18 protein-coding genes are annotated in these 19,018 nt (G+C 67.8%); 8 read left to right on the top strand and 10 right to left on the bottom strand.

The genetic code is table 11. The annotated features are described in order from the left end of the window. The first annotated feature begins 22 nt into the window (after positions 1-22). The 7 genes from E5CHR_RS04365 (at position 23) to E5CHR_RS04335 (ending at position 8,662) form a co-directional block, all read left to right on the top strand. Positions 23-1,213, top strand: coding sequence for an acetyl-CoA C-acyltransferase (locus E5CHR_RS04365; RefSeq protein ID WP_162578546.1), 1,191 nt, complete (start codon positions 23-25; stop codon positions 1,211-1,213). Between the two features lie 14 nt (positions 1,214-1,227). Beyond that, positions 1,228-2,436 carry an acyl-CoA dehydrogenase family protein gene (locus tag E5CHR_RS04360; protein WP_162578545.1) on the top strand — a complete coding sequence of 403 codons (1,209 nt, stop codon included), beginning with the start codon at positions 1,228-1,230 and terminating at the stop codon, positions 2,434-2,436. A gap of 10 nt (positions 2,437-2,446) precedes the next feature. Then, on the top strand, positions 2,447-3,598 hold the full coding sequence (locus E5CHR_RS04355; RefSeq protein WP_162578544.1) for an acyl-CoA dehydrogenase family protein: 1,152 nt from the start codon (positions 2,447-2,449) through the stop codon (positions 3,596-3,598). Positions 3,599-3,671: 73 nt separating this feature from the next. Further along, entirely contained in the window at positions 3,672-5,612 is a 1,941-nt protein-coding gene (locus E5CHR_RS04350; protein WP_162578543.1) for an acyl-CoA synthetase, read from the top strand. Positions 5,613-5,750: 138 nt separating this feature from the next. Beyond that, entirely contained in the window at positions 5,751-6,311 is a 561-nt protein-coding gene (locus tag E5CHR_RS04345; protein WP_162578542.1) for a TRAP transporter small permease, read from the top strand. Then, entirely contained in the window at positions 6,308-7,606 is a 1,299-nt protein-coding gene (locus E5CHR_RS04340) for a TRAP transporter large permease (protein WP_162578541.1), read from the top strand. The genes E5CHR_RS04345 and E5CHR_RS04340 overlap by 4 nt, the downstream gene beginning before the upstream one ends. 21 nt (positions 7,607-7,627) lie before the next feature. Continuing rightward, a complete protein-coding gene (locus tag E5CHR_RS04335) occupies positions 7,628-8,662 on the top strand; it encodes a DctP family TRAP transporter solute-binding subunit (protein WP_162578540.1) in 1,035 nt (344 codons plus the stop codon). Positions 8,663-9,084: 422 nt separating this feature from the next. Here the strand turns inward: E5CHR_RS04335 and E5CHR_RS04330 are convergent, their stop codons facing one another. The 5 genes from E5CHR_RS04330 to E5CHR_RS04310 form a co-directional block, all read right to left on the bottom strand. Next, positions 9,085-9,822, bottom strand: coding sequence for an amino acid ABC transporter ATP-binding protein (locus E5CHR_RS04330; RefSeq protein WP_162583561.1), 738 nt, complete (start codon positions 9,820-9,822; stop codon positions 9,085-9,087). 30 nt (positions 9,823-9,852) lie between these two features. Then, a complete protein-coding gene (locus tag E5CHR_RS04325) occupies positions 9,853-10,524 on the bottom strand; it encodes an amino acid ABC transporter permease (protein WP_162578539.1) in 672 nt (223 codons plus the stop codon). A gap of 1 nt (position 10,525) precedes the next feature. Continuing rightward, positions 10,526-11,251, bottom strand: coding sequence for an amino acid ABC transporter permease (locus E5CHR_RS04320; protein ID WP_162578538.1), 726 nt, complete (start codon positions 11,249-11,251; stop codon positions 10,526-10,528). A gap of 99 nt (positions 11,252-11,350) precedes the next feature. Further along, complete coding sequence (locus E5CHR_RS04315) at positions 11,351-12,253, bottom strand: amino acid ABC transporter substrate-binding protein (protein WP_162578537.1); 903 nt, start codon at positions 12,251-12,253, stop codon at positions 11,351-11,353. Positions 12,254-12,599: 346 nt separating this feature from the next. Then, positions 12,600-13,583 (bottom strand): LysR substrate-binding domain-containing protein, encoded by a 984-nt coding sequence (locus E5CHR_RS04310; RefSeq protein ID WP_162578536.1) that lies wholly within the window; start codon positions 13,581-13,583, stop codon positions 12,600-12,602. Between the two features lie 89 nt (positions 13,584-13,672). Here E5CHR_RS04310 and E5CHR_RS04305 point away from each other — a divergent pair, with 89 nt between their 5' ends. Beyond that, the gene (locus E5CHR_RS04305) at positions 13,673-14,380 is read left to right on the top strand and encodes a TetR/AcrR family transcriptional regulator (RefSeq protein WP_162578535.1); all 708 of its coding nucleotides are present in this window, start codon (positions 13,673-13,675) and stop codon (positions 14,378-14,380) included. A 6-nt stretch (positions 14,381-14,386) separates the two neighbouring features. On the opposite strand, the gene E5CHR_RS04300 is transcribed toward E5CHR_RS04305, so the two are convergent. From E5CHR_RS04300 to E5CHR_RS04280, 5 genes are read right to left on the bottom strand one after another with little or no spacing between them, the layout of a single operon-like run. Further along, positions 14,387-15,013: an N-carbamoylsarcosine amidohydrolase gene (locus E5CHR_RS04300; RefSeq protein WP_162578534.1), complete on the bottom strand. Its 627-nt coding sequence runs from the start codon at positions 15,011-15,013 to the stop codon at positions 14,387-14,389. Next, the gene (locus E5CHR_RS04295; protein WP_162578533.1) at positions 15,006-16,082 is read right to left on the bottom strand and encodes a 2,5-dihydroxypyridine 5,6-dioxygenase; all 1,077 of its coding nucleotides are present in this window, start codon (positions 16,080-16,082) and stop codon (positions 15,006-15,008) included. Before E5CHR_RS04295 ends, E5CHR_RS04300 begins: the two co-directional genes overlap by 8 nt. A gap of 17 nt (positions 16,083-16,099) precedes the next feature. Beyond that, entirely contained in the window at positions 16,100-16,930 is an 831-nt protein-coding gene (locus E5CHR_RS04290; RefSeq protein ID WP_162578532.1) for an alpha/beta fold hydrolase, read from the bottom strand. Next, positions 16,927-17,691 carry a maleate cis-trans isomerase family protein gene (locus tag E5CHR_RS04285; RefSeq protein ID WP_162578531.1) on the bottom strand — a complete coding sequence of 255 codons (765 nt, stop codon included), beginning with the start codon at positions 17,689-17,691 and terminating at the stop codon, positions 16,927-16,929. The genes E5CHR_RS04290 and E5CHR_RS04285 overlap by 4 nt, the downstream gene beginning before the upstream one ends. Positions 17,692-17,705: 14 nt before the next feature. Continuing rightward, positions 17,706-18,935 carry an FAD-dependent monooxygenase gene (locus E5CHR_RS04280; protein WP_162578530.1) on the bottom strand — a complete coding sequence of 410 codons (1,230 nt, stop codon included), beginning with the start codon at positions 18,933-18,935 and terminating at the stop codon, positions 17,706-17,708. Between the last annotated feature and the right edge of the window lie 83 nt (positions 18,936-19,018).

The following is a 19,018-nucleotide window of genomic DNA, read 5'->3' as shown; positions in this document are numbered from 1 at the left end:
GCCAGAGCAGGAGACATTCACCATGCGCGAAGCCGTCATCGTTTCGACCGCCCGCACGCCGCTCACCAAGGCGCACCGCGGCGAATTCAACGTCACGCCCGGCCCCACGCTCGCCGCTTTCGCGGTGCGCGCGGCGGTCGACCGGGCGGGCATCGACCCGGCATTGATCGAGGACGCGATCCTCGGCTGCGGCTACCCCGAAGGCACCACCGGCCGCAACGTGGGGCGCCAGACCGTCGTGCGCGCGGGGCTTCCGATCAGCATCGCGGGCACCACGGTCAACCGCTTCTGCGCCTCGGGCCTGCAGGCCATCGCGATGGCGGCGGGCCGCATCGTGGCCGAGGGCGTTCCGGCGATGATCGCGGGCGGCGTGGAGAGCATCTCGCAGATCCGCTCGCGCAGCGCGACCGACAGCGGTGACTCGGGCATGGACCCCTGGATCGTCGACCACAAGCCCGCGCTCTACCTCTCGATGATCGAGACCGCCGACATCGTGGCCGAACGCTACAACATCAGCCGCGAGGCGCAGGACCGCTTCTCGGCGGAGAGCCAGCGCAAGACGGAAGAGGCGCAACTCGCCGGCCGCTACAAGGAAGAGATCGTGGCCTGCACGACCACCATGGCGGTGACCGACAAGGAAACCAAGCTGGTCAGCTACAAGGAGGCGACCGTCGATGCCGACACCTGCAACCGCCGCGGTACCACCTACGAGGCGCTGGCCAGGCTGGAGCCCGTGATGGGCGCGGGCAAGTTCGTCACCGCGGGCAATGCCTCGCAGCTCTCCGATGGCGCCTCGGCCTGTGTGCTGATGGAAGCCAAGGAAGCCGAGCGCGCCAACTTGAAGCCGCTGGGCGCCTTCCGCGGCCTGGCGCTGGCCGGCTGCGAGCCCGACGAGATGGGCATCGGCCCGGTGTTCGCGGTTCCGAAACTGCTGGCGCGCAACGGCCTCAAGGTCGACGATATCGACCTCTGGGAACTCAACGAGGCCTTTGCCTCGCAGTCCATCTACTGCCAGGAGAAGCTCGGCATTCCGGCCGAGCGGCTCAATGTCGACGGGGGCGCGATCTCCATCGGCCACCCTTTCGGCATGACGGGTGCGCGGCTCGCGGGCCACGTGCTGATCGAAGGCAAGCGGCGCGGCGCGAAGTACGCGGTCGTGACCATGTGCATCGCCGGCGGCATGGGCGCCGCGGGCCTGTTCGAAATCTATTGAAGGAGACGGCGGCCATGGACCTCAACTTCACCCCCGAAGAACAAGCCTTCCGCAACGAGGTGCGCAGCTTCCTCGCCGAGAAGCTGCCCAAGCGCCTTTCCGACAAGGTGGCCCACGGCAAGCACCTGGGCAAGGCCGACATGGAGGAATGGCACGCCATCCTCAACGCGCGCGGCTGGCTCGCCAACCACTGGCCCGAGCAGTACGGCGGACCGGGCTGGACGGCCGTCGAGAAGTTCATCTTCGAAAACGAATGCGCGCTGGCCCATGCGCCGCGCATCGTGCCCTTCGGCGTCAACATGCTGGGACCGGTGCTGATCAAGTACGGCAACGAGGAACAGAAGCGCCGCTGGCTGCCGCGCATCCTCGACGGCTCGGACTGGTGGTGCCAGGGCTATTCCGAACCGGGCGCCGGCTCGGACCTGGCCTCGGTCAAGACCTCGGCGGTGAAGGGCGTCGACGCGCAGGGGCCGCACTACCTCGTGAACGGCCAGAAGACCTGGACCACGCTGGGCCAGCACGCGAACATGATCTTCTGCCTGGTGCGTACCAACCGCGAGGCCAAGAAGCAGGAAGGCATCAGCTTCCTGCTGATCGACATGAAGTCGCCGGGGGTCGAGGTGCGGCCGATCATCACGCTGGACGGCGAGCACGAGGTCAACGAAGTGTTCTTCTCCGATGTGCGCGTGCCGGCCGAGAACCTGGTGGGCGAGGAGGACAAGGGCTGGACCTGCGCCAAGTACCTGCTGACCTACGAGCGCACCAACATCGCGGGCGTGGGTTTCTCGGTGGCGGCGATGGAGCAGCTCAAGGCGATCGCGGCGAAGCAGACGAAGAACGGCAGGCCGCTGTCGGAAGACCCGGCTTTCGCGGCGCGCATGGCGCGCGTCGAGATCGACCTGGAGAACATGAAGACCACCAACCTGCGCGTGATCGCGGCGGTGGCGGGCGGCGGCGTGCCGGGCGCCGAGAGCTCGATGCTCAAGATCCGCGGGACCGAGATCCGCCAGGAAATCTCTTCGCTGATCCGGCGCGCGATGGGGCCCTACGCGCGGCCCTTCGTCGAAGCGGCACTGGAAGAAGGATTCGAAGCCACGCCCTTCGGCCCGGCCGAAGCGGCGCCTGCCGCGGCCAAGTACTTCAACAACCGCAAGCTCTCGATCTTTGGCGGCTCCAACGAAATCCAGAAGAACATCATCTCCAAGATGATCCTGGGACTGTGAGGACAAGACCATGAATTTCGAACACACCGAAGACCGGCGCATGCTCGCCGACAGCCTCAACCGCTTCATCGCCGAGCAGTACGCGTTCGACGCGCGCGACCGCATCGCGAAGTCGGAGCAAGGCTTCAGCGCCAGGATCTGGGAGCAGTTTGCGGAGCTGGGCGTGATCGGCGCGCTCTTTCGCGAAGAAGACGGCGGCTTCGGCGGCGGCGGCTTCGATGTCGCGGTGGTCTTCGAGGCGCTGGGCCGCGGCCTGGTCGTCGAGCCGGTGCTGGGAGCGGTGATGGCCGGCGAGGCGATTGCCGCGGCGGGCAACGCAGCGCAGAAAGAAGGGCTGGCCGGCATCATCGCGGGCAGCACCATCGCGGCGCTGGCGCACGACGAGCCCGGCGCACACTACGAAACCGCGCATGTGCAGACGCGCGCAGAGCGCAGCGGCGACGGCTGGCTGCTCAACGGCGCCAAGGCCGTGGTGCCGCAAGGCGAGCAGGCCAGCCTGTTCGTGGTTTCGGCACGCACCTCGGGCGCGGACGGCGACGAGGCCGGCATCTCGCTCTTCCTCGTGCCGGCGAAGACCCAGGGCCTGCATGTGCGCGGCTGCCCCGCCATCGACGGCGGCCGCGTGGCCGAGCTCGTGTTCGACGGGCTGAAGCTGGAAAGCGGCGCGCTGCTGGGCACCGAAGGCCTGGGCTACGCGACGCTGGAGCGCGCCATCGGCCGAGGCCTGCTCGCCCTGTGTGCCGAGAGCCTGGGCGCGATGGAAGCGGCCAAGGCGGCCACGCTCGACTACCTGCGCACGCGCAAGCAGTTCGGCCAGCTGATCGGCAGCTTCCAGGCGCTGCAGCACCGCATGGCCGACCTGCTGCTCGAAGTGGAGCAGGCGCGCTCGGCCGTGATCAATGCCGCCGCGGCGATCGACGGCGAGGACCGCGTGGCGCGCGAGCGGGCGCTTTCGGCCGCCAAGGCGAGCATCGGGCGCATCGGCACGCTCGTCGCGGAGGAAAGCATCCAGATGCACGGCGGTATCGGCATGACCTGGGAGCTGCCGCTCGCGCACTACGCGAAGCGGCTGGTGATGATCGACCACCAGCTGGGCGACGAGGACCATCACCTGCAGCGCTTCGCCGCGCTCGGGCGGCAAGCCCTGCCTGCCAGGCACTGACGCATTCACAATGGGCAAAGCGCGCCACGCAGCGCGGCGCGCATCGACCCACGCCCGAACGAGGAGACCCGTCATGAGCACGAGCGAGACACGCGCGACGGCCGCGCCCTTCAGCGCGTCCTTTCCCATCCGCAGCATCGAGGACGTGCGCCGGCTCGAAGCAACGCCGCTGGACGAGGCGCTGACGGTGCGCAGCACCTATGAGATCTTCTGCAACGCCGCCGCGGCCTTCGGCGGCAAGACGGCGCTGACCTTCCTGCGCAGCGGCGACCCGGCCGACGAACCGATCCGCTGGTCCTATGCCCAGCTGCTGGCAGGCATCCACCAGACCGCGAACCTGCTGCACAGGCTCGGCGTCGGGCCGGACGATGCGGTGGCCATCCTGTTGCCGGGCTGCCTCGAGTACCACCTGGCGCTGTGGGGCGGCAGCGCGGCCGGCATTGCGCAGCCGCTCAATCCGCTGCTGACCGACGAGAAGCTGGTTTCACTGATGACGGCCGGCCGCGCCAAGGTGCTGATCGCCTGGGGCGCTGACGACGATGGCGGCATGTGGTCAAAGGCGCTGCGCCTGCGCGGCCAGGTGCCGACGCTCACGACCGTGCTGCGCGTGGCGCCGCATGACGAGGCGCCGGGTGCCGCGGGCGCCCTGCCCGCGGGCGTGCTCGACTTCGCCACGGAGCGCGCGCGCGAGCCCGATGCCCGCCTGGTGAGCGGCCGCGACATCCAGCGCGCCGACATCGCCGCCTACTTCCACACCGGCGGCACCACCGGCGCGCCCAAGCTGGCGCGCCACAGCCATGGCGCGCAGGTCTTCACCGCCTTCGCCAGCGTGAACATGACGGGCCAGGGGCCCCACGACATCACGATCAACGGCTATCCGCTGTTCCATGTGGCGGGCGTGCTGCCGGCCTCGCTGGCCTCGCTCTCGGCCGGGGTCGAAGTGATCATTCCCACCACCACCCTGCTGCGCAACCGGCAGGTGATGGCGAACTACTGGAAGCTGGTCGAGAAGCACCGGCCGACGTCGCTGTCCGCCGTGCCCACCGTGCTCGCGGCGCTGGCCAACGTGCCGCTGGACGGCGCCGACATCTCCTCCATCCGCTACTGCCGCACCGGCGCCGCGGTGCTGCCGCCTGAATTGGCGGCGCGCTTCGAGCGCCTGTTCGGCCTGCACGTGCACGAGAGCCTGGGCATGACCGAGATGGCCGGCATCTCCACCATCACACCGCCCGGCGTGATCGGCCCGCCGGGCTGCGTGGGCTTGCGCCTGCCGTGGACCCAGATCCGCATCGTGGCGCTGGACGAGCACGGCAATGCCAGCGACCAGGCGCTTCCTCCGGGCGAGCAGGGCATGGTGCTGTTCAAGTCGCCCAACCTGTTCTCGGGCTTCGTCGATCCGGCAGACAACGCGAAGACCTTCACTGCCGACGGCTGGCTGGCCACCGGCGACCTGGGCTGGATCGACGGCGAGGAGCGCCTCAACCTGAGCGGCCGCTCCAAGGACCTGATCATCCGCAGCGGCCACAACATCGACCCCAAGACCATCGAGGATGCGTTGGGCGCGCATCCCGCGGTGCAACTGTGCGCCGCGGTCGGCGCACCGGATGCCTATGCGGGCGAATTGCCGGTGGCCTTCGCCACGCTGGTGCCTGGCGCGCAGGCGAGCGAGGCCGAGCTGCTGGCCTTTGCCGCGGCGCGCGTGGACGAAGCGCCGGCCAAGCCCAGGTCGGTGGTGGTGATCGAGCAGATGCCGATGACCAATGTCGGCAAGATCTTCAAGCCCGAGCTGCGTGCCCTCGCTGCCCGCCACGTGGCGGAGTCGCTGGTGGAGGAGGCTTGGGCCGAGCTCGACCTGCCCGGCGCCGCGCGCCCGGCGGTGCGGGCCGAGGGCGAGAAGTCGCTCACGGTGACCATCGATGCCGCTGCCGCGGGGCCGGCGGTGCAGGCGTTGCAGGCGCGCCTGCAGGACACGCTCGGGCGGCTGCCGCTCAAGGTCCAGGTGCTCGTGAAATGACGGCCCCTTGCCGGACGCTGGGCGCGCCGGCCACCTGTCTCGGCGAGCGGCCCTAAGGAAAGCCCCGATGGGGCAAACGGTTATCGATCGTTACGATCCCCGGTGGCCCAATCCTGGCCGCTGCCTCCGTTCCCCTTGATGTCCTCTCCTCCCGAGTCCGGCCCCCTGCTGGACGCCGCCACCCCCCTGCCCCCCGAGATCGAAGCAACCGACGAGCCGACACGCGTCCCGCTCGCCATCGAAGACTGGGCCACCGTGATCATCATGGGGCTGCTGGCCTGCATCACGTTCGCCAACGTGCTGGTGCGCTACTTCACCGATTCCTCGTTCGCGTGGACGGAAGAGTTCTCGGTGTTCCTCATGATCCTGCTGGCGATGGTCGCGGGCTCGGCCGCGGTGGCGCGCGACCGGCACATCCGCATCGAGTACTTCGCCGAAAGCGGCTCCATCGGCCGGCGCAAGCGGCTCGCGCAGTTCGGCGCGCTGATGGTGGCCGCGCTCTTCTTCCTGATCGCGGCGCTCAGCGTGCGCGTGGTGTGGGACGACTACCGGTTCGAGGAAACCTCGCCCGGCATCGGCGTGCCGCAGTGGTGGTATTCGATCTGGCTGCCGATCGTCTGCCTGGCGATCGGGCTGCGCGCGGTGGGACTGTTCATCCGGCGCAGCCGCGAACGGCGTGCCGAGGACGCGCGCCAATGATTCCGGCGCTGCTGTTTGCCGCCTTCATCGTCATGATGCTGGTGGGCGTGCCGATCGGCGCGGCACTGGGGCTCGCGGGCGCCGTGGCCATCGGGTTGGCGAACGCCGATGCCCAGTGGTTCGGGCTGCTGGCGGTGCCGCAGAACTTCTATGCCGGGCTGGGCAAGTACCCGCTGCTGGCGATCCCGATGTTCGTGCTGGTGGGCTCGATCTTCGACCGCTCGGGCGTGGCGCTGCGCCTGGTCAACTTCGCGATCGCGATCGTGGGGCGCGGGCCGGGCATGCTACCGCTGGTGGCCATCGTGGTCGCGATGTTCCTCGGCGGCATCTCGGGGTCGGGCCCCGCCAATGCAGCGGCCGTCGGCGCAGTGATGATCGGCGCGATGTCGCGTGCGGGCTACCCGGCGGCCTACTCGGCCAGCGTGGTCGGGGCCGCCGCTGCCACCGACATCCTGATCCCACCCTCGGTGGCCTTCATCGTCTATTCGGTGCTGGTGCCGGGCGCCTCGGTGCCGGCGCTGTTCGCGGCCGGCATGGTGCCGGGTGTGCTGGCGGGCGTGGCGCTGATCGTGCCGGCCGTGTGGATGGCGCGCCGCCACCGCATGGGCGCGCTCGAGGCCACGCTGCCGCGGCCGCCCTTCTGGCAGAGCCTGCGCGACGCGATCTGGGGCCTCGCGGCGCCGGTGCTGATCCTCGGCGGCATGCGCGCGGGCTGGTTCACGCCGACCGAGGCAGCGGTGGTGGCGGTGTTCTACGGGCTCTTCGTGGGCATGGCGGTGCATCGCACGATCCGGGTCAAGGACCTGTTCGTGATCCTGCGCGAGTCGGGCGAGCTGTCGGCGGTGATCCTGCTGGTGGTCTCGCTGGCGGGCATCTTCGCCTACTCGCTGTCGACGCTGGGCGTGATCGATCCGGTGACACGCGCGATCGTGAACTCGGGGCTGGGGGAATACGGCGTGCTGTCGCTGCTGATCCTGCTGCTCATCACGGTCGGCATGTTCCTCGATGGCGTTTCGATCTTCCTGATTTTCGTGCCGCTGCTGTGGCCGATCGTGCAGCACTACAAGTGGGACCCGGTGTGGTTCGGCGTGATCCTCACGCTGAAGGTGGCGCTGGGTCAGTTCACGCCGCCGCTGGCGGTCAACCTGATGGTGTCGTGCCGCATCGCCAACGTGCGCATGGAAGAAACGGTGCGCTGGGTGGGCTGGATGCTGTTCGCGATGTTCCTCGTGATGGTGGCGGTGATCATCTGGCCGCAGTTGGCGCTGTGGCTGCCGCACGCGCTCGGCTATTGAATTTTTGAAGGAGACAGACTCATGAAATTCCGTCGTTCCCTGCTCGGCCTGCTGGCGGTCGCTGCCACGCTGGGCAGCTTCTCGGTGTCCGCGCCGGCGCAAGGCTACAAGGCCGAATACAAGATGTCGCTGGTGCTGGGACCGCCCACGCCCTGGGGCCAGGCCGGCAAGATCTGGGCCGACCTGGTGAAGGAGCGCACGCAGGGCCGCATCAACATCAAGCTCTACCCGGGCGTCTCGCTGATCCAGGGCGACCAGACGCGCGAGTTCAGCGCGCTGCGCCAAGGCGTGATCGACATGGCGGTGGGCTCGACGATCAACTGGTCGCCCCAGGTGAAGCAGCTCAACCTGTTCTCGCTGCCTTTCTTGATGCCGGACTACGCGGCCGTCGATGCGCTGACGCAGGGCGAGGTCGGCAAGGAGATCTTCAAGACGCTGGACAAGTCGGGCGTGGTGCCGCTGGCCTGGGGCGAGAACGGCTACCGCGAGATCACCAACTCCAAACGTCCGATCAAATCGCCTGAAGACCTGAAGGGCATGAAGATCCGCGTGGTGGGCTCGCCCATCTTCTCCGACATGTTCAGCGCGCTGGGCGCCAACCCGACGCAGATGAGCTGGGCCGATGCGCAGCCTGCGCTGGCGAGCGGTGCGGTGGACGGGCAGGAGAACCCGCTCTTCCTCTTCACCATACTCAAGATGCACACGGTCGGGCAGAAGTACGTGACGACGTGGGGCTACATGGCCGACCCGCTGGTGTTCGTGGTCAACAAGGACACCTGGGCCTCGTGGACCCCGGCCGACCAGGCGATCGTGCGCCAGGCTGCCATCGATGCCGGCAAGCAGGAGATCGAGCTCGCGCGCAAGGGCCTGGTAGAAGCGGACAAGCCCGTGCTGAAGGACATTGCGGGGATGGGCGTGACGGTGACGCAGCTCACGCCGGAAGAGCGGGAAGCCTTCGTGAAGGCGACGCGCCCCGTGTACGCGAAGTGGAAGCCGCAGATCGGCGCGGAGCTGGTGACGAAGGCTGAGCAGGCGATCGCTGCTCGGAAGAAATAGCGGGCGTTCTGCCTTGGGGGGCTAACGAGCGTTCTACCCGGGGGGTGCGAAGGCGTGCTGTATGCCCTGGGCCGGCCGACGTCACCGGCCCTTCGGGCTGCCCTGCGCTGCTCGCGACAGGCGGGGTCCGCGCAAACTCGCTTCGCTCAAACACGCGCGGCCCTGATCCGCCTGCCGCTGCGCTGCTCGGCGGCGCCTCAACGGCCAGCCCAGGGCATACCGCACGCCTTCGTGGACAGTCCCATTGCCCTCACCCCCGCCCTCTCCCCAGAAAGGCGAGCACCGCAGGGAAGCCTCGAAGGGGCCGCCGCAGTGGGTCGGCTGGCCCGCACCGCACGCCGGGCGCCCTCCCCATCGGACCACAAGCCCCAGAAAGCAAAAAGCCCCGCATTGCAGGGCTCTTCGTTCAAGGCACGCAGCGTTCAGTGCTGCAGGATCTTGTTCAGGAAGTCCCGGGTCCGCGCTTGCCGGTTCTCCGGATGCGCAAAGAACTCGTCCTTCGAGCAGTCTTCCAGGATGCGCCCGCCCACGTCGATGAAGATCACCCGGCTCGCCACCTTTCGCGCAAAGCCCATCTCGTGCGTGACCACCATCATGGTCATGCCTTCCTTGGCGAGCGCCACCATCACGTCCAGCACCTCGCCGACCATCTCGGGGTCGAGCGCCGAAGTCGGCTCGTCGAACAGCATCACGATCGGGTCCATGCTCAGCGCGCGCGCGATCGCCACGCGCTGCTGCTGGCCGCCGGAGAGCTGACCAGGGTACTTGTCCTTGTGCGCCATCAGGCCGACACGGTCGAGCATCTTCAGGCCGCGCGTCCTGGCCTCGTCTTGCGAGCGGCCCAGCACCTTGATCTGCGCGATCGTGAGGTTCTCCGTCACCGACAGGTGCGGGAACAACTCGAAGTGCTGGAACACCATGCCCACCTTGGAGCGCAGCTTCGGCAGGTTGGTCTTGGGGTCGTGCAGCGGAATGCCGTTGACCGTGATCTCGCCCTTCTGGAAGGGCTCGAGCGCGTTCACCGTCTTGATCAGCGTGGACTTGCCCGAGCCGGAAGGGCCACACACCACCACCACGTCGCCCTTGGCGATGCTGACGGAGCAGTCGTTGAGCACCTGGACCGGCCCGTACCACTTGGAGACGTTCTTGATTTCAATCATTTTGTCGGCCATGACTTTGCCTTTCGATGTTCAGCGAATGATGGCGATCTTCTTGTGAAGACGCTTGACGAGGAACGACAGTGCATAGCAGATGACGAAGTACACCACCGCCGCCAGCAGGTAGGACTCGATGGGCCGGCCGAAATTCTTGCCGGCCGTCTCGAAGCCCTTCAACAGGTCGTAGGCGCCGATGGCATACACCAGCGACGTGTCCTGGAACAGGATGATGGTCTGCGTCAGGAGCACCGGCAGCATGTTGCGGAAGGCCTGCGGCAGGATCACCAGCGTCATGTTCTGCTTGTAGGTCATGCCCACCGCCTGCCCTGCGTAGACCTGGCCGCGCGGGATCGACTGGATGCCCGCGCGCATGATCTCGCTGAAGTAGGCGGCCTCGAAGGCGACGAACGTGACGATCGCCGAGACTTCGGCGCCGATCGGCCGGCCAATGATGAAGGGCACCAGCAGGAAGAACCACAGGATCACCATCACCAGCGGAATGCTGCGCATGCCGTTGACATAGATGGCGGCGGGCGCGTCCAGCCACTTCTTGCCCGACAGACGCATCAAGGCCAGGAGCGTGCCGAAGACGATGCCGCCGAGGGTTGCAACCACCGTGAGGAAGACGCTGAAGTACAGGCCCTTCAGCAGGAATCCGCTGATGACGTTCCAGTTGTAGAAGGAGAAGTCGAGGTTGGCCAACATGTCAGTGCCCTCCCCCGCCCGCCTGGGCGATGAAGCCGGGCACGCGCGTGCGCTTCTCGATGGACGCCATGATGCGGTTGATGGCAAACGCCGAGATGATGTAGAGCACCGTGACGGCCAGGTACATCTCCATCGGCCGCGCGGTCTCTTCGCCGGCCTGCATCGCGAACTGCGTCATCTCGGCGATCGACACGGCGAAGGCCACCGACGAGTTCTTGAAGATGTTCATCGACTCGCTGGTCAGCGGCGGAATGATGATGCGGTAGGCCATCGGCAGCAGCACGTAGCGGTAGTACTGCGACGTGGTGAAGCCCACCGCCATGCCGGCGTAGCGCTGCCCGCGCGGCAGCGCCTGGATGCCGGAGCGCAACTGCTCGGCAATGCGCGAGGAGGTGAAGAAGCCCAGCGCCAGCACCACCAGCACGAACGGCGGCACGTCGCGCATGACCGGGAACAGCGCCGGTACCACGTGGTACCAGAGGAAGATCTGCACCAGCAGCGGAATGTTGCGGAACAGCTCGACCCACGCATTGCCCAGCCGCACCCAGAAAGGGCTGCTGGGCAGCGTGCGGATCACGCCGACGACGGAGCCGAGAACCAGTGCCACCACCAGAGCCGACAGCGCGACGGATACCGTCCAGCCCCACGCGGAGAGCAGCCACTGCCAATACGTCGGGTCCTTGCCGCCCGGGTCCTGCAGGAAGACCTGCCAATCCCAACTTCCCATCGGGACCTCCTCGTCGTTATTGCTTGAAGAAGAAGAAAAGAAAACCTGAAAACAAACGCCCGCCGCAGAGGGCGGGCGTTCCGGTTCAGCCCATGTGCATCACTTCTTGGCGTAGTCTTCCATCGGCTTGGTGTTGGGCGAGGCCCAGGCGGCCTTGGTGGCCTCCGACAGGGGCAGGCCCACCTTGGTGTTGGTCGGCGGGATCGGCTGCATGAACCACTTGTCGTACAGCTTGGCCAGGGAACCGTCCTTGATCTGCGCCTCGATGCTCTTGTTGACCGCGTCCAGGAAGGCCTTGTCGCCCTTGCGCACCATGCAGGCGATCGGCTCGACCGACAGCGGCTCGCCCACGATCTTGAAGCCGGCCGGGTTCTTGGACTTGGAGATGTTGCCGGCCAGGATCTGGCCATCCATCACGAAGGCGTCGGCACGGCCGGACTCGAGCAGCAGGAAGCTGTCGGCGTGGTCCTTGCCCATGACTTCCTTGAAGTCGATGCCTTGCGCGCGCTCGTTCTTGCGCAGGGTCTGCACGGACGTGGTGCCGGTGGTGGTGGCCACGCTCTTGCCATTGAGGTCGGCGATCTTGGTGATGCCGGAGTCGGCCTTCACGGCGATGCGCACTTCCTCGACGAAGGTGGTGACGGCGAAGTCCACGTCCTTCTGGCGGGTCGCGTTGTTGGTGGTCGAGCCGCACTCGAGGTCGACGGTGCCGTTCTGCACCAGAGGAATGCGGTTTTGCGAGGTCACCAGCTGCTCCTTGACCTCCAGCTTGGGCAGGCCCAGCTGCTTCTGAATGTCGCTCAGGATCTTGCGCGCCATCTCGGTGTGAAAGCCGACGTACTTGCCGTCGCCGATGGTGTAAGCCAGTGCACCGGAGGAATCGCGCACCCCCATCGTGACGACGCCGCTGGACTTGATCTTGGCCAGCGTGTCATTGGCCTGCGCCAGTGCGCTGCCGGCGGCGAGCGCCATCACGGCCAGTGCCAATACTTGCTTCTTCATGTAGAAAACTCCTGTGACTGAGAGGATACAAATTCTAGACACCCGCATTCTGCGCCACACCCGGGCCAACCCGGTGCGGGGCGCACCGTCTGCAATCGCGCGGAGTGCGGCGCAGTTCCGAACCGGGGCAGTGTGTTGCAGAGCGCTTCGTGCGAGCACATAAAGCAGCCTTTGTGCCCGAAAAAAAGCACGCGGGCGGCGCGAGCTTTTCCGGCCCGCTGGGGCAGCAAAACGTCGGGGCAGACTTTAGAAGGTCGACGGCCCCGAGGGCAAATGCCCATTGCAGCAGTCGGCATGCCGCGCCGTCATAGTTTGTGCACTGCACAACATGACGCGGCACGGCTCATCAGGCTGCCGGCGGCTGAGTTCCCACGAGGTACGCCCACAGCGCGTCGGCAGTGCCTTTGTCGGCCCGCGCGGCAAGCCCTTCGCCTTTGCGCAGCCCGGGCCTGGCAGAGGCGGGAGCGGAGGCTGGACGTTCGCGGTAAGCGCGGATCTCCATGGTCGCTTCGAGCTTCTCGATCTCGGGCGGCAGTGCGCTCACCAGCGTGCGCGCCCGCACCTCCTTGCGCACCGCACTCTGCGGCAGAAAGGCAATGCCGTGGCCTTCGAGCGCCATCACCTTGAGGCCTTCTGCCATGTCGGTCTCATAGACCCGGTCGAGGTGGATTGCCGTGCGCGATTCCTTCAGCAACTGGTCGACCACGCGGCCCAGGTACGCGCCGGGGGCATAACCGAGGTACGGCAGCGGCTGCCCCGGACGGCCCGGAAGCCGGTAGCGCGGCGCGCCTTCCGCATCGGGCTTGACCCAGGGCGCGACCACCTCCTCGCCGAGGCTCACCATCTCGTAGCGGTTGGCATCCAGCGGCAGCGGCTGCGAAGGGTGGTGGTAGGCAATCAGCAGGTCGCAGCTGCCTTCGACCAGGCGCAGCACGGCATCGTGCACGTTGAGCGCGATGAGCCGGCTCTTCAGCGGCCCGAACTGCTCGCGCAAGCTGGTGACCCAGGCAGGGAAGAAGGTGAAGGCCAGGGTGTGCGGCACCGCCACTTCGATCACGTCCTGCGCCGCGGCCGAATGGCCGCGGAGCATGGCGCGCGTGCTCTGCAGGGCCTGCAGCATCTCGATGGCCTGGCCGTAGAGCGTCTGGCCGGCAGGCGTGAGGCGCGTCGGGTAGGAACTGCGGTCGACCAGGTCGGTGCCGGCCCAGCCTTCGAGCGCCTGGATGCGGCGCGAGAAGGCGGGCTGGGTCACATGGCGCAATTGGGCAGAGCGGCTGAAGCTGCGTGTCTCTGCAAGGCTGACGAAGTCCTCAAGCCACTTGGTTTCCATGAGCGGCGATTATGTCCGGGCACTCCCGCGTGCCTCGAACAATGGGCGCCGGCACACTACACTCCAACTATTAAACGAGCGATTAATTCATGGATTCTCCAAGCCAGTCGCCCCATGCCGAAGTGGCCGCTGCGGCGCCGCACAAGCGCCGCAGCAAGCAGAAGGGACCGGGCCGCCCCGGAGGCGCGAGCGTCGTTCGCGAGGAGATCCTCGACGCGGCAGAAGGCCAGTTCGCCAACCTCGGCTATGCCGGCACCACGCTGCGCGAAGTCGCCAACGAGGCCAAGGTCACGCAGGCCCTGATCAGCTACTACTTCGGCTCCAAGTACGGGCTGTACGAGGCGGTGTTCCTGCGGCGCGGGCAGGTGATCTCGCAGCAGCGCATGGAGAACCTGGACGCCCTGGGCAAGGGCGGCAAGCCGCGCGTGCGCGACATCGTGCGGGCCTTCCTGCTGCCCACGCTGCAGCTGCGCGGAACGCCGCAGGGGCGTTCCTTCCTGCGGCTGCAGGCACGGCTGCACACCGAGCCGCCCGAGATCTCGTACAAGCTGCGCACCGATGCCTATGGCGGCTCGACCCGGCGCTATGTGGAGGTGCTGCGGGAGGCGCTGCCGAAGCTCGGAGAGCTCGACGCGTACTGGCGCGTGACGCTGATGATCGGCACGTACCTCTACGCCTTCTCCGACACCCACCGCATGGAAGAGATGACGCCCAAGGGCATGTACGACCCCGACGACACGGACGCACTCATCGACCAGGTCACGCGCTTCGTGGTCGGCGGCTTCGAAGCGCGCTGAGCGCCTTCAACCCGCAGCAGGCAGGCGCTCGCGCAATTCGGCCGACGTCATCACGTCGGCGTACTTCTGCTGCAGGTCGAACAGGCTGGCCTCGTGTGGCCCGAGGGCGCGGTCGCCCACGCAGTCGCCCAGCACCAGCGGCCGAAAACCCCAGCACATGGCGTCGACCACGCTGGCGCGCACGCAGCCGCTGGTCACGCACCCGGCGACCAGCAGCGTGCGCACGCCCCGCTGCGTGAGCCAGGGCGCGAGCGTGGTGCCGAAGAAGGCAGACGGAACGTTCTTGCGCACCACCAGCTCGCCCGCATGCGGCGCGAGCGCATCGACGATCGCGCTGGCGGGCGAGGCCTCCTTCAGCGTCAGCATGCCAGGCACCTTGTCGCTGAAGACGTTGGCGTCGCCATTGTCGTCGGCATAGACGATGCGGCTGTGCGCCACCGGCCAGCCGCGCTCGCGCGCGAGCGCCAGCAGCGGCACCGTTCGCTCGATCGCCTGCGGAATGTTGCCGCCGCCGAAGACGCCCGGGTCGGCGAAGCCGTTGACGAAGTCGACGATCAGCAGGCCGAGCGGCGGCTGCACGCCCAAGCCGGCGCCGAAGCCCTGGCGGCGGTAGACCTCGGTCTCTTCAGGCATGGGCCGGCTCTTTCCGCGGCGGCTGCGCCGTCATCAGTTCCTCGACCACCTGGCCCTCGCGCACCACCTGCAGCTCGTCGACGAAGACGTTGCAGCGGCGCATCGGAATGTCGATGTGGCAGGCCGTGGTGCGGCTGCCGCCCGCCTCGTTGTTGGGGCCGAGCGAGAACAGGAAGTTGCCGCTGACCGCGCGCGCGTCCATGCCCAACGTGGCTTCGCGGTCGTAGAGGCCGAGCGTCGACCAATAGGCACGCTTCTGCAGGCCCCAGCCGATGTGCGAGATGGCGTAGGCCTCGGGGTCCGCGAAGGACTCGATGTACTCGCGCAGCATCTCGGCTTCCACCGAGCCATCGATGCGGGTGACGAAGCCATCCTTCACCGTCAGCTCGATCGGTTCGCCCACATAGGACTTCATCGGCAGCAGCACATCGCCCTTGGCCAGCACGATGCGGCCCTGCGCGCCGCCTTCGTTCGGCCAGGTGAAGGCAAAGCCGCTGGGCCAGTGGTCCCAGCGGCCCGGCTGGTCGACGAAGCCGTACTCGGCCGTGATCGGGTATTCGCCCAGCGGCAGGTGAAGGTCGGTACCGGCGGCCGAGCTCACGCGCATCGTGCGGCGGCCCTTCAGCAGCGCAACGCCGGCCTGGACGCGCTCGAAGTCTTCCAGCGTCGGCACCATGCGCAGCAGCACCTCGGGCGGCTCGACCGCCAGCAGGATCTTCGTGCCGCCTTGCAGGATCTCGTGCTGCTCCGGCGAGAACAGCAAGGTCATCAGGTCGAGCACGAGATCGCTGGCCTTGAGCGCCGCGAGGGCAGCGCGGTTGCCCGTGAGCGGCGTGGTGCCGAGGTACGCCAGCGGGTCGCGGCTCAGCGACTTCTCGGCATTGACGGGCGGCAGGTCCAGCCGGCTCACGCAGGCACCGAGCATCGTCGCGGCGGTGATCGCGCAGCGCAGCGTCTGCGGGTGCGTGTGCTCGCTGGTGAGCACGGTGACGGCATCCCCGGCCTTCAGTTTCGACAGGGTGAGGACCTGGGTCCAGGCGCGGATCAGGTCGGTGTCGCGGACAGCCATGGCGTTCTCCTTTCTTCTCAATCGAGCGGATGGCCGAGGAACTCGCCGAAGGCGCGATAGAAATTCGCCTCGTGGTCCCAGGGAATCATGTGGCCGGCGTCGGGCACGCGCACCTCGGCGAGCTGCGGGGCCAGGCGGCGCATCTCCTCGACGTCGCCGGGCCGCACCACGTCGCCGCGCTCGGCGGTGATCAGCAGCAAGGGCACCGCGATGCGGGGCAGGTCGGCGTGGATGTCGTCGGTCTGGAAGGCCTCGAAGCTGGTCACGATGGCGCGCTCGTCGCAGGTATGCAGCCATTGCGCGCGAAGCCGCAGCTGCGCCTCGCTCCAGGTCGGACAGAACTCGCGCATCTGGTCCAGGGTGATGCCGCGGCGCGCAAGGCGGATGGAGTCCACGTACCACGGCAGCTTTGCCGGGTACGCACGCCGGCCGGGGCCGGAGACCGGCGGATCGACCGCGACCACGCGCGTGAGTCCGGCAGGTTGCCGCCCGGCGGCGCGGATCGCGATACGTCCGCCCATCGAGTGCCCGACCAGCGCGAAGCGCGGCAAAGCCAGCGCCTGGGCCAGCGCGATCACGTCGGCGACCTGCGCATCGAGGCTGTAGTCGAGCGTGTCCGAGGCCTCGCTGAGGCCTCGGCCGCGCACATCGAGCACATAGGTGTCGAAGTGGCGGCCGAAGCGCTCGGCGACGAAGCCCCAGGTCACGGCCGGGCTGGTGATGCCGGGGACCAGGATCACCGCATCGCGCGATGCACGCTCGCCGCCGGTGCCGCCGTAGCGCAGGTAGTGCTGGCGGATGCCATTGGCGTGCACATGCGCGCCGTACAGGTAATGGCTGCCGCTCATCGCTTCGCTCCCGCATAGGCGCCGGACAACAGCGCGCCCGCGCCGGGCACCACGGGCTCCAGGCCCAGCGCGCCGAGCATCGCGTAGGTGGTCGCCACGGCCGCCGTGATGACCGGCTTGCCGGTGGCCGCTTCCACGCGTGCGATCGCCGGCAGCGAAGGCATCTGCACGCAGGCGGAGAGCACGATCGCGTCCACGTCCGAGGTCTTCATGCCGGCGACGATGCCCGGCAGCCGTGCGGGGTCGTGGCGTCCGACCTCCAGGTTGTCGGGGATCTCGAGCGCCCGCCAGTCCGCCACCTCGAAGCCTTCATGCTCGATGTAGTCGATCACCAGCTTGGTCAGCGGCACCATGTACGGCGCGACCAGGGCGATGCGGCGCGCACCGATCACGCGCAGTGCATCCACCAAGGCCCCGGCACTGGTGACCACCGGCGCCTCGCCCTGGTTGCCGGCGGTGGCCGCGCGCAGGCGGGTCTCCGACTGGCGGTGATAGCCGCGGCCCATCGCCATGATGGCCACCAGGCAGGCATAGCCGAGCACGTCCACGCGGGCATCGCTGAGCTCCAGCGCGCAGCGGTCGGATTCGGCGTCCATGGCCGCAAGCTCTTCCTTGTTGACCTGCTTCATGCGCATGCGCGCCGAATGGAAGGTGAAGCGTTCCGGACGCACCTGCTCGCGCAGGCGCAGCATGGCGGGGATCTCGGTCTCCATCGTGGTGTTGGAACTCGGCACGATCTGGCCGATGCGATAGCTCTTCATGTTCGTCCTCCGGTTCAGGCCACCGAGGCCACGGTGTCGAAGCGTTCGTCGCAGCGGGTCGCGTCGTATTCGTAGACCCACTCGGCCTTGATGCCGACGGCGTTTGGGTTCTTCGCCTGCTGCTGCTGGAAGGCGAGGTCGCGCTGACGCTGTTCCTCGGGGGTGGACAGGTGATAGGTGCGGCCGCGCTCGCGCGCCTCGAGCTGCACGCGGGCCGTGCGCGGCAGCCGTTCGGCCTCGTAGGCGCGCAGCGCGGCCGCGCAGTCGCCGGCGTGGTGCGCCAGCGCGGCAGCCAGCACGTAGGCGTCCTCGATCGCCATCGCCGCGCCCTGCGAGAGGAAGGGCAGCATCGGGTGCGCCGCGTCGCCCAGCAGCGTGACCCGCCCCTGCGACCACGCGCCCATCGGGTCGCGGTCGAACAGGCCCCACTTGAAGATCTGCGAGGTGTCGGTGCGCTCGAACAGGCGGACGATGTTCGGGTGCCAGCCGGCATAGGCAGCCAGCAGCTCCTCGCGGGTGCTGGGCTCGGTCCACGACTCGGCAACCCATTGCGCGCTCTCGTTGACGGCCACGATGTTGACGGCGGCGCCGCCCTTCACGTAGTAGGTCACGATGTGTGCCTTGGGCCCCATCCAGAACGAGGCGTCCGGGCTGACGAAGGGCAGCGGATGCTGCTCCACCGGCACCAGCGCGCGCCAGCACATGTGGCCGGTGAAGCGCGCATCCGTCTTGCCCCACAGCGAATCGCGCACCGCCGAATGGATGCCGTCGGCGCCGACGATCAGGTCGGCCTCGAAGCGGGTGCCGTCCGAGAACTGCGCAACGGCCCGCTCGCCGTGCTGCTCGACGCCGGTGCATTGGACGTTGAAGCGCACGCGGTCCGCCGGAATGCCCTCGCAGAGGATCGCGTGCAGGTCGGCCCGGTGCACGTGATAGAAGCCGGCCCCGAAGAGCCGCGGGCACACCTCGCGCAGGGGGGTGCGGAACAGCTCGCGCGCGTCGTTCCAGTTGCGCCCGACCATGGCCTCGGGCAGGAAGCCGATGCGATCCAGGCCCTCGCCCACACCCAGGCCCTTCAGCACCTTGGCGGCATTGGGGGTCATCTGCACGCCCGCTCCAATTTCGCCGAAGGCCGAGGCGCGCTCGAAAACGTGGGCGTCGATGCCGCGCAGCCGCAGCGCCCGCGCCAGCGCGACGCCGCCGATGCCGCCGCCGACGATGCCCACGCGCATTGCTTTGCTCATACCAGATCTCCTGTTGGATTGCTTTTGAAACGAATGAACGAGTCGTTGTTCGATGAAGGCCGCGGGGGCGAGGGCCAGTGCCC

This window comes from Variovorax sp. PBS-H4 (assembly GCF_901827205.1).
Lineage (GTDB): Bacteria > Pseudomonadota > Gammaproteobacteria > Burkholderiales > Burkholderiaceae_C > Variovorax.
This window is presented reverse-complemented; position numbering and strand designations above follow the sequence as displayed.

What these genes read in the sequence shown, in the direction of transcription:
- E5CHR_RS04365 (WP_162578546.1), top strand. Translation starts at nt 23, where the DNA reads ATGCGCGAAGCCGTCATCGTTTCGACCGCCCGCACGCCGCTCACCAAG.
- E5CHR_RS04360 (WP_162578545.1), top strand. Translation starts at nt 1,228, where the DNA reads ATGGACCTCAACTTCACCCCCGAAGAACAAGCCTTCCGCAACGAGGTG.
- E5CHR_RS04355 (WP_162578544.1), top strand. Translation starts at nt 2,447, where the DNA reads ATGAATTTCGAACACACCGAAGACCGGCGCATGCTCGCCGACAGCCTC.
- E5CHR_RS04350 (WP_162578543.1), top strand. Translation starts at nt 3,672, where the DNA reads ATGAGCACGAGCGAGACACGCGCGACGGCCGCGCCCTTCAGCGCGTCC.
- E5CHR_RS04345 (WP_162578542.1), top strand. Translation starts at nt 5,751, where the DNA reads ATGTCCTCTCCTCCCGAGTCCGGCCCCCTGCTGGACGCCGCCACCCCC.
- E5CHR_RS04340 (WP_162578541.1), top strand. Translation starts at nt 6,308, where the DNA reads ATGATTCCGGCGCTGCTGTTTGCCGCCTTCATCGTCATGATGCTGGTG.
- E5CHR_RS04335 (WP_162578540.1), top strand. Translation starts at nt 7,628, where the DNA reads ATGAAATTCCGTCGTTCCCTGCTCGGCCTGCTGGCGGTCGCTGCCACG.
- E5CHR_RS04330 (WP_162583561.1), bottom strand. Translation starts at nt 9,822, where the DNA reads ATGATTGAAATCAAGAACGTCTCCAAGTGGTACGGGCCGGTCCAGGTG.
- E5CHR_RS04325 (WP_162578539.1), bottom strand. Translation starts at nt 10,524, where the DNA reads ATGTTGGCCAACCTCGACTTCTCCTTCTACAACTGGAACGTCATCAGC.
- E5CHR_RS04320 (WP_162578538.1), bottom strand. Translation starts at nt 11,251, where the DNA reads ATGGGAAGTTGGGATTGGCAGGTCTTCCTGCAGGACCCGGGCGGCAAG.
- E5CHR_RS04315 (WP_162578537.1), bottom strand. Translation starts at nt 12,253, where the DNA reads ATGAAGAAGCAAGTATTGGCACTGGCCGTGATGGCGCTCGCCGCCGGC.
- E5CHR_RS04310 (WP_162578536.1), bottom strand. Translation starts at nt 13,583, where the DNA reads ATGGAAACCAAGTGGCTTGAGGACTTCGTCAGCCTTGCAGAGACACGC.
- E5CHR_RS04305 (WP_162578535.1), top strand. Translation starts at nt 13,673, where the DNA reads ATGGATTCTCCAAGCCAGTCGCCCCATGCCGAAGTGGCCGCTGCGGCG.
- E5CHR_RS04300 (WP_162578534.1), bottom strand. Translation starts at nt 15,013, where the DNA reads ATGCCTGAAGAGACCGAGGTCTACCGCCGCCAGGGCTTCGGCGCCGGC.
- E5CHR_RS04295 (WP_162578533.1), bottom strand. Translation starts at nt 16,082, where the DNA reads ATGGCTGTCCGCGACACCGACCTGATCCGCGCCTGGACCCAGGTCCTC.
- E5CHR_RS04290 (WP_162578532.1), bottom strand. Translation starts at nt 16,930, where the DNA reads ATGAGCGGCAGCCATTACCTGTACGGCGCGCATGTGCACGCCAATGGC.
- E5CHR_RS04285 (WP_162578531.1), bottom strand. Translation starts at nt 17,691, where the DNA reads ATGAAGAGCTATCGCATCGGCCAGATCGTGCCGAGTTCCAACACCACG.
- E5CHR_RS04280 (WP_162578530.1), bottom strand. Translation starts at nt 18,935, where the DNA reads ATGAGCAAAGCAATGCGCGTGGGCATCGTCGGCGGCGGCATCGGCGGC.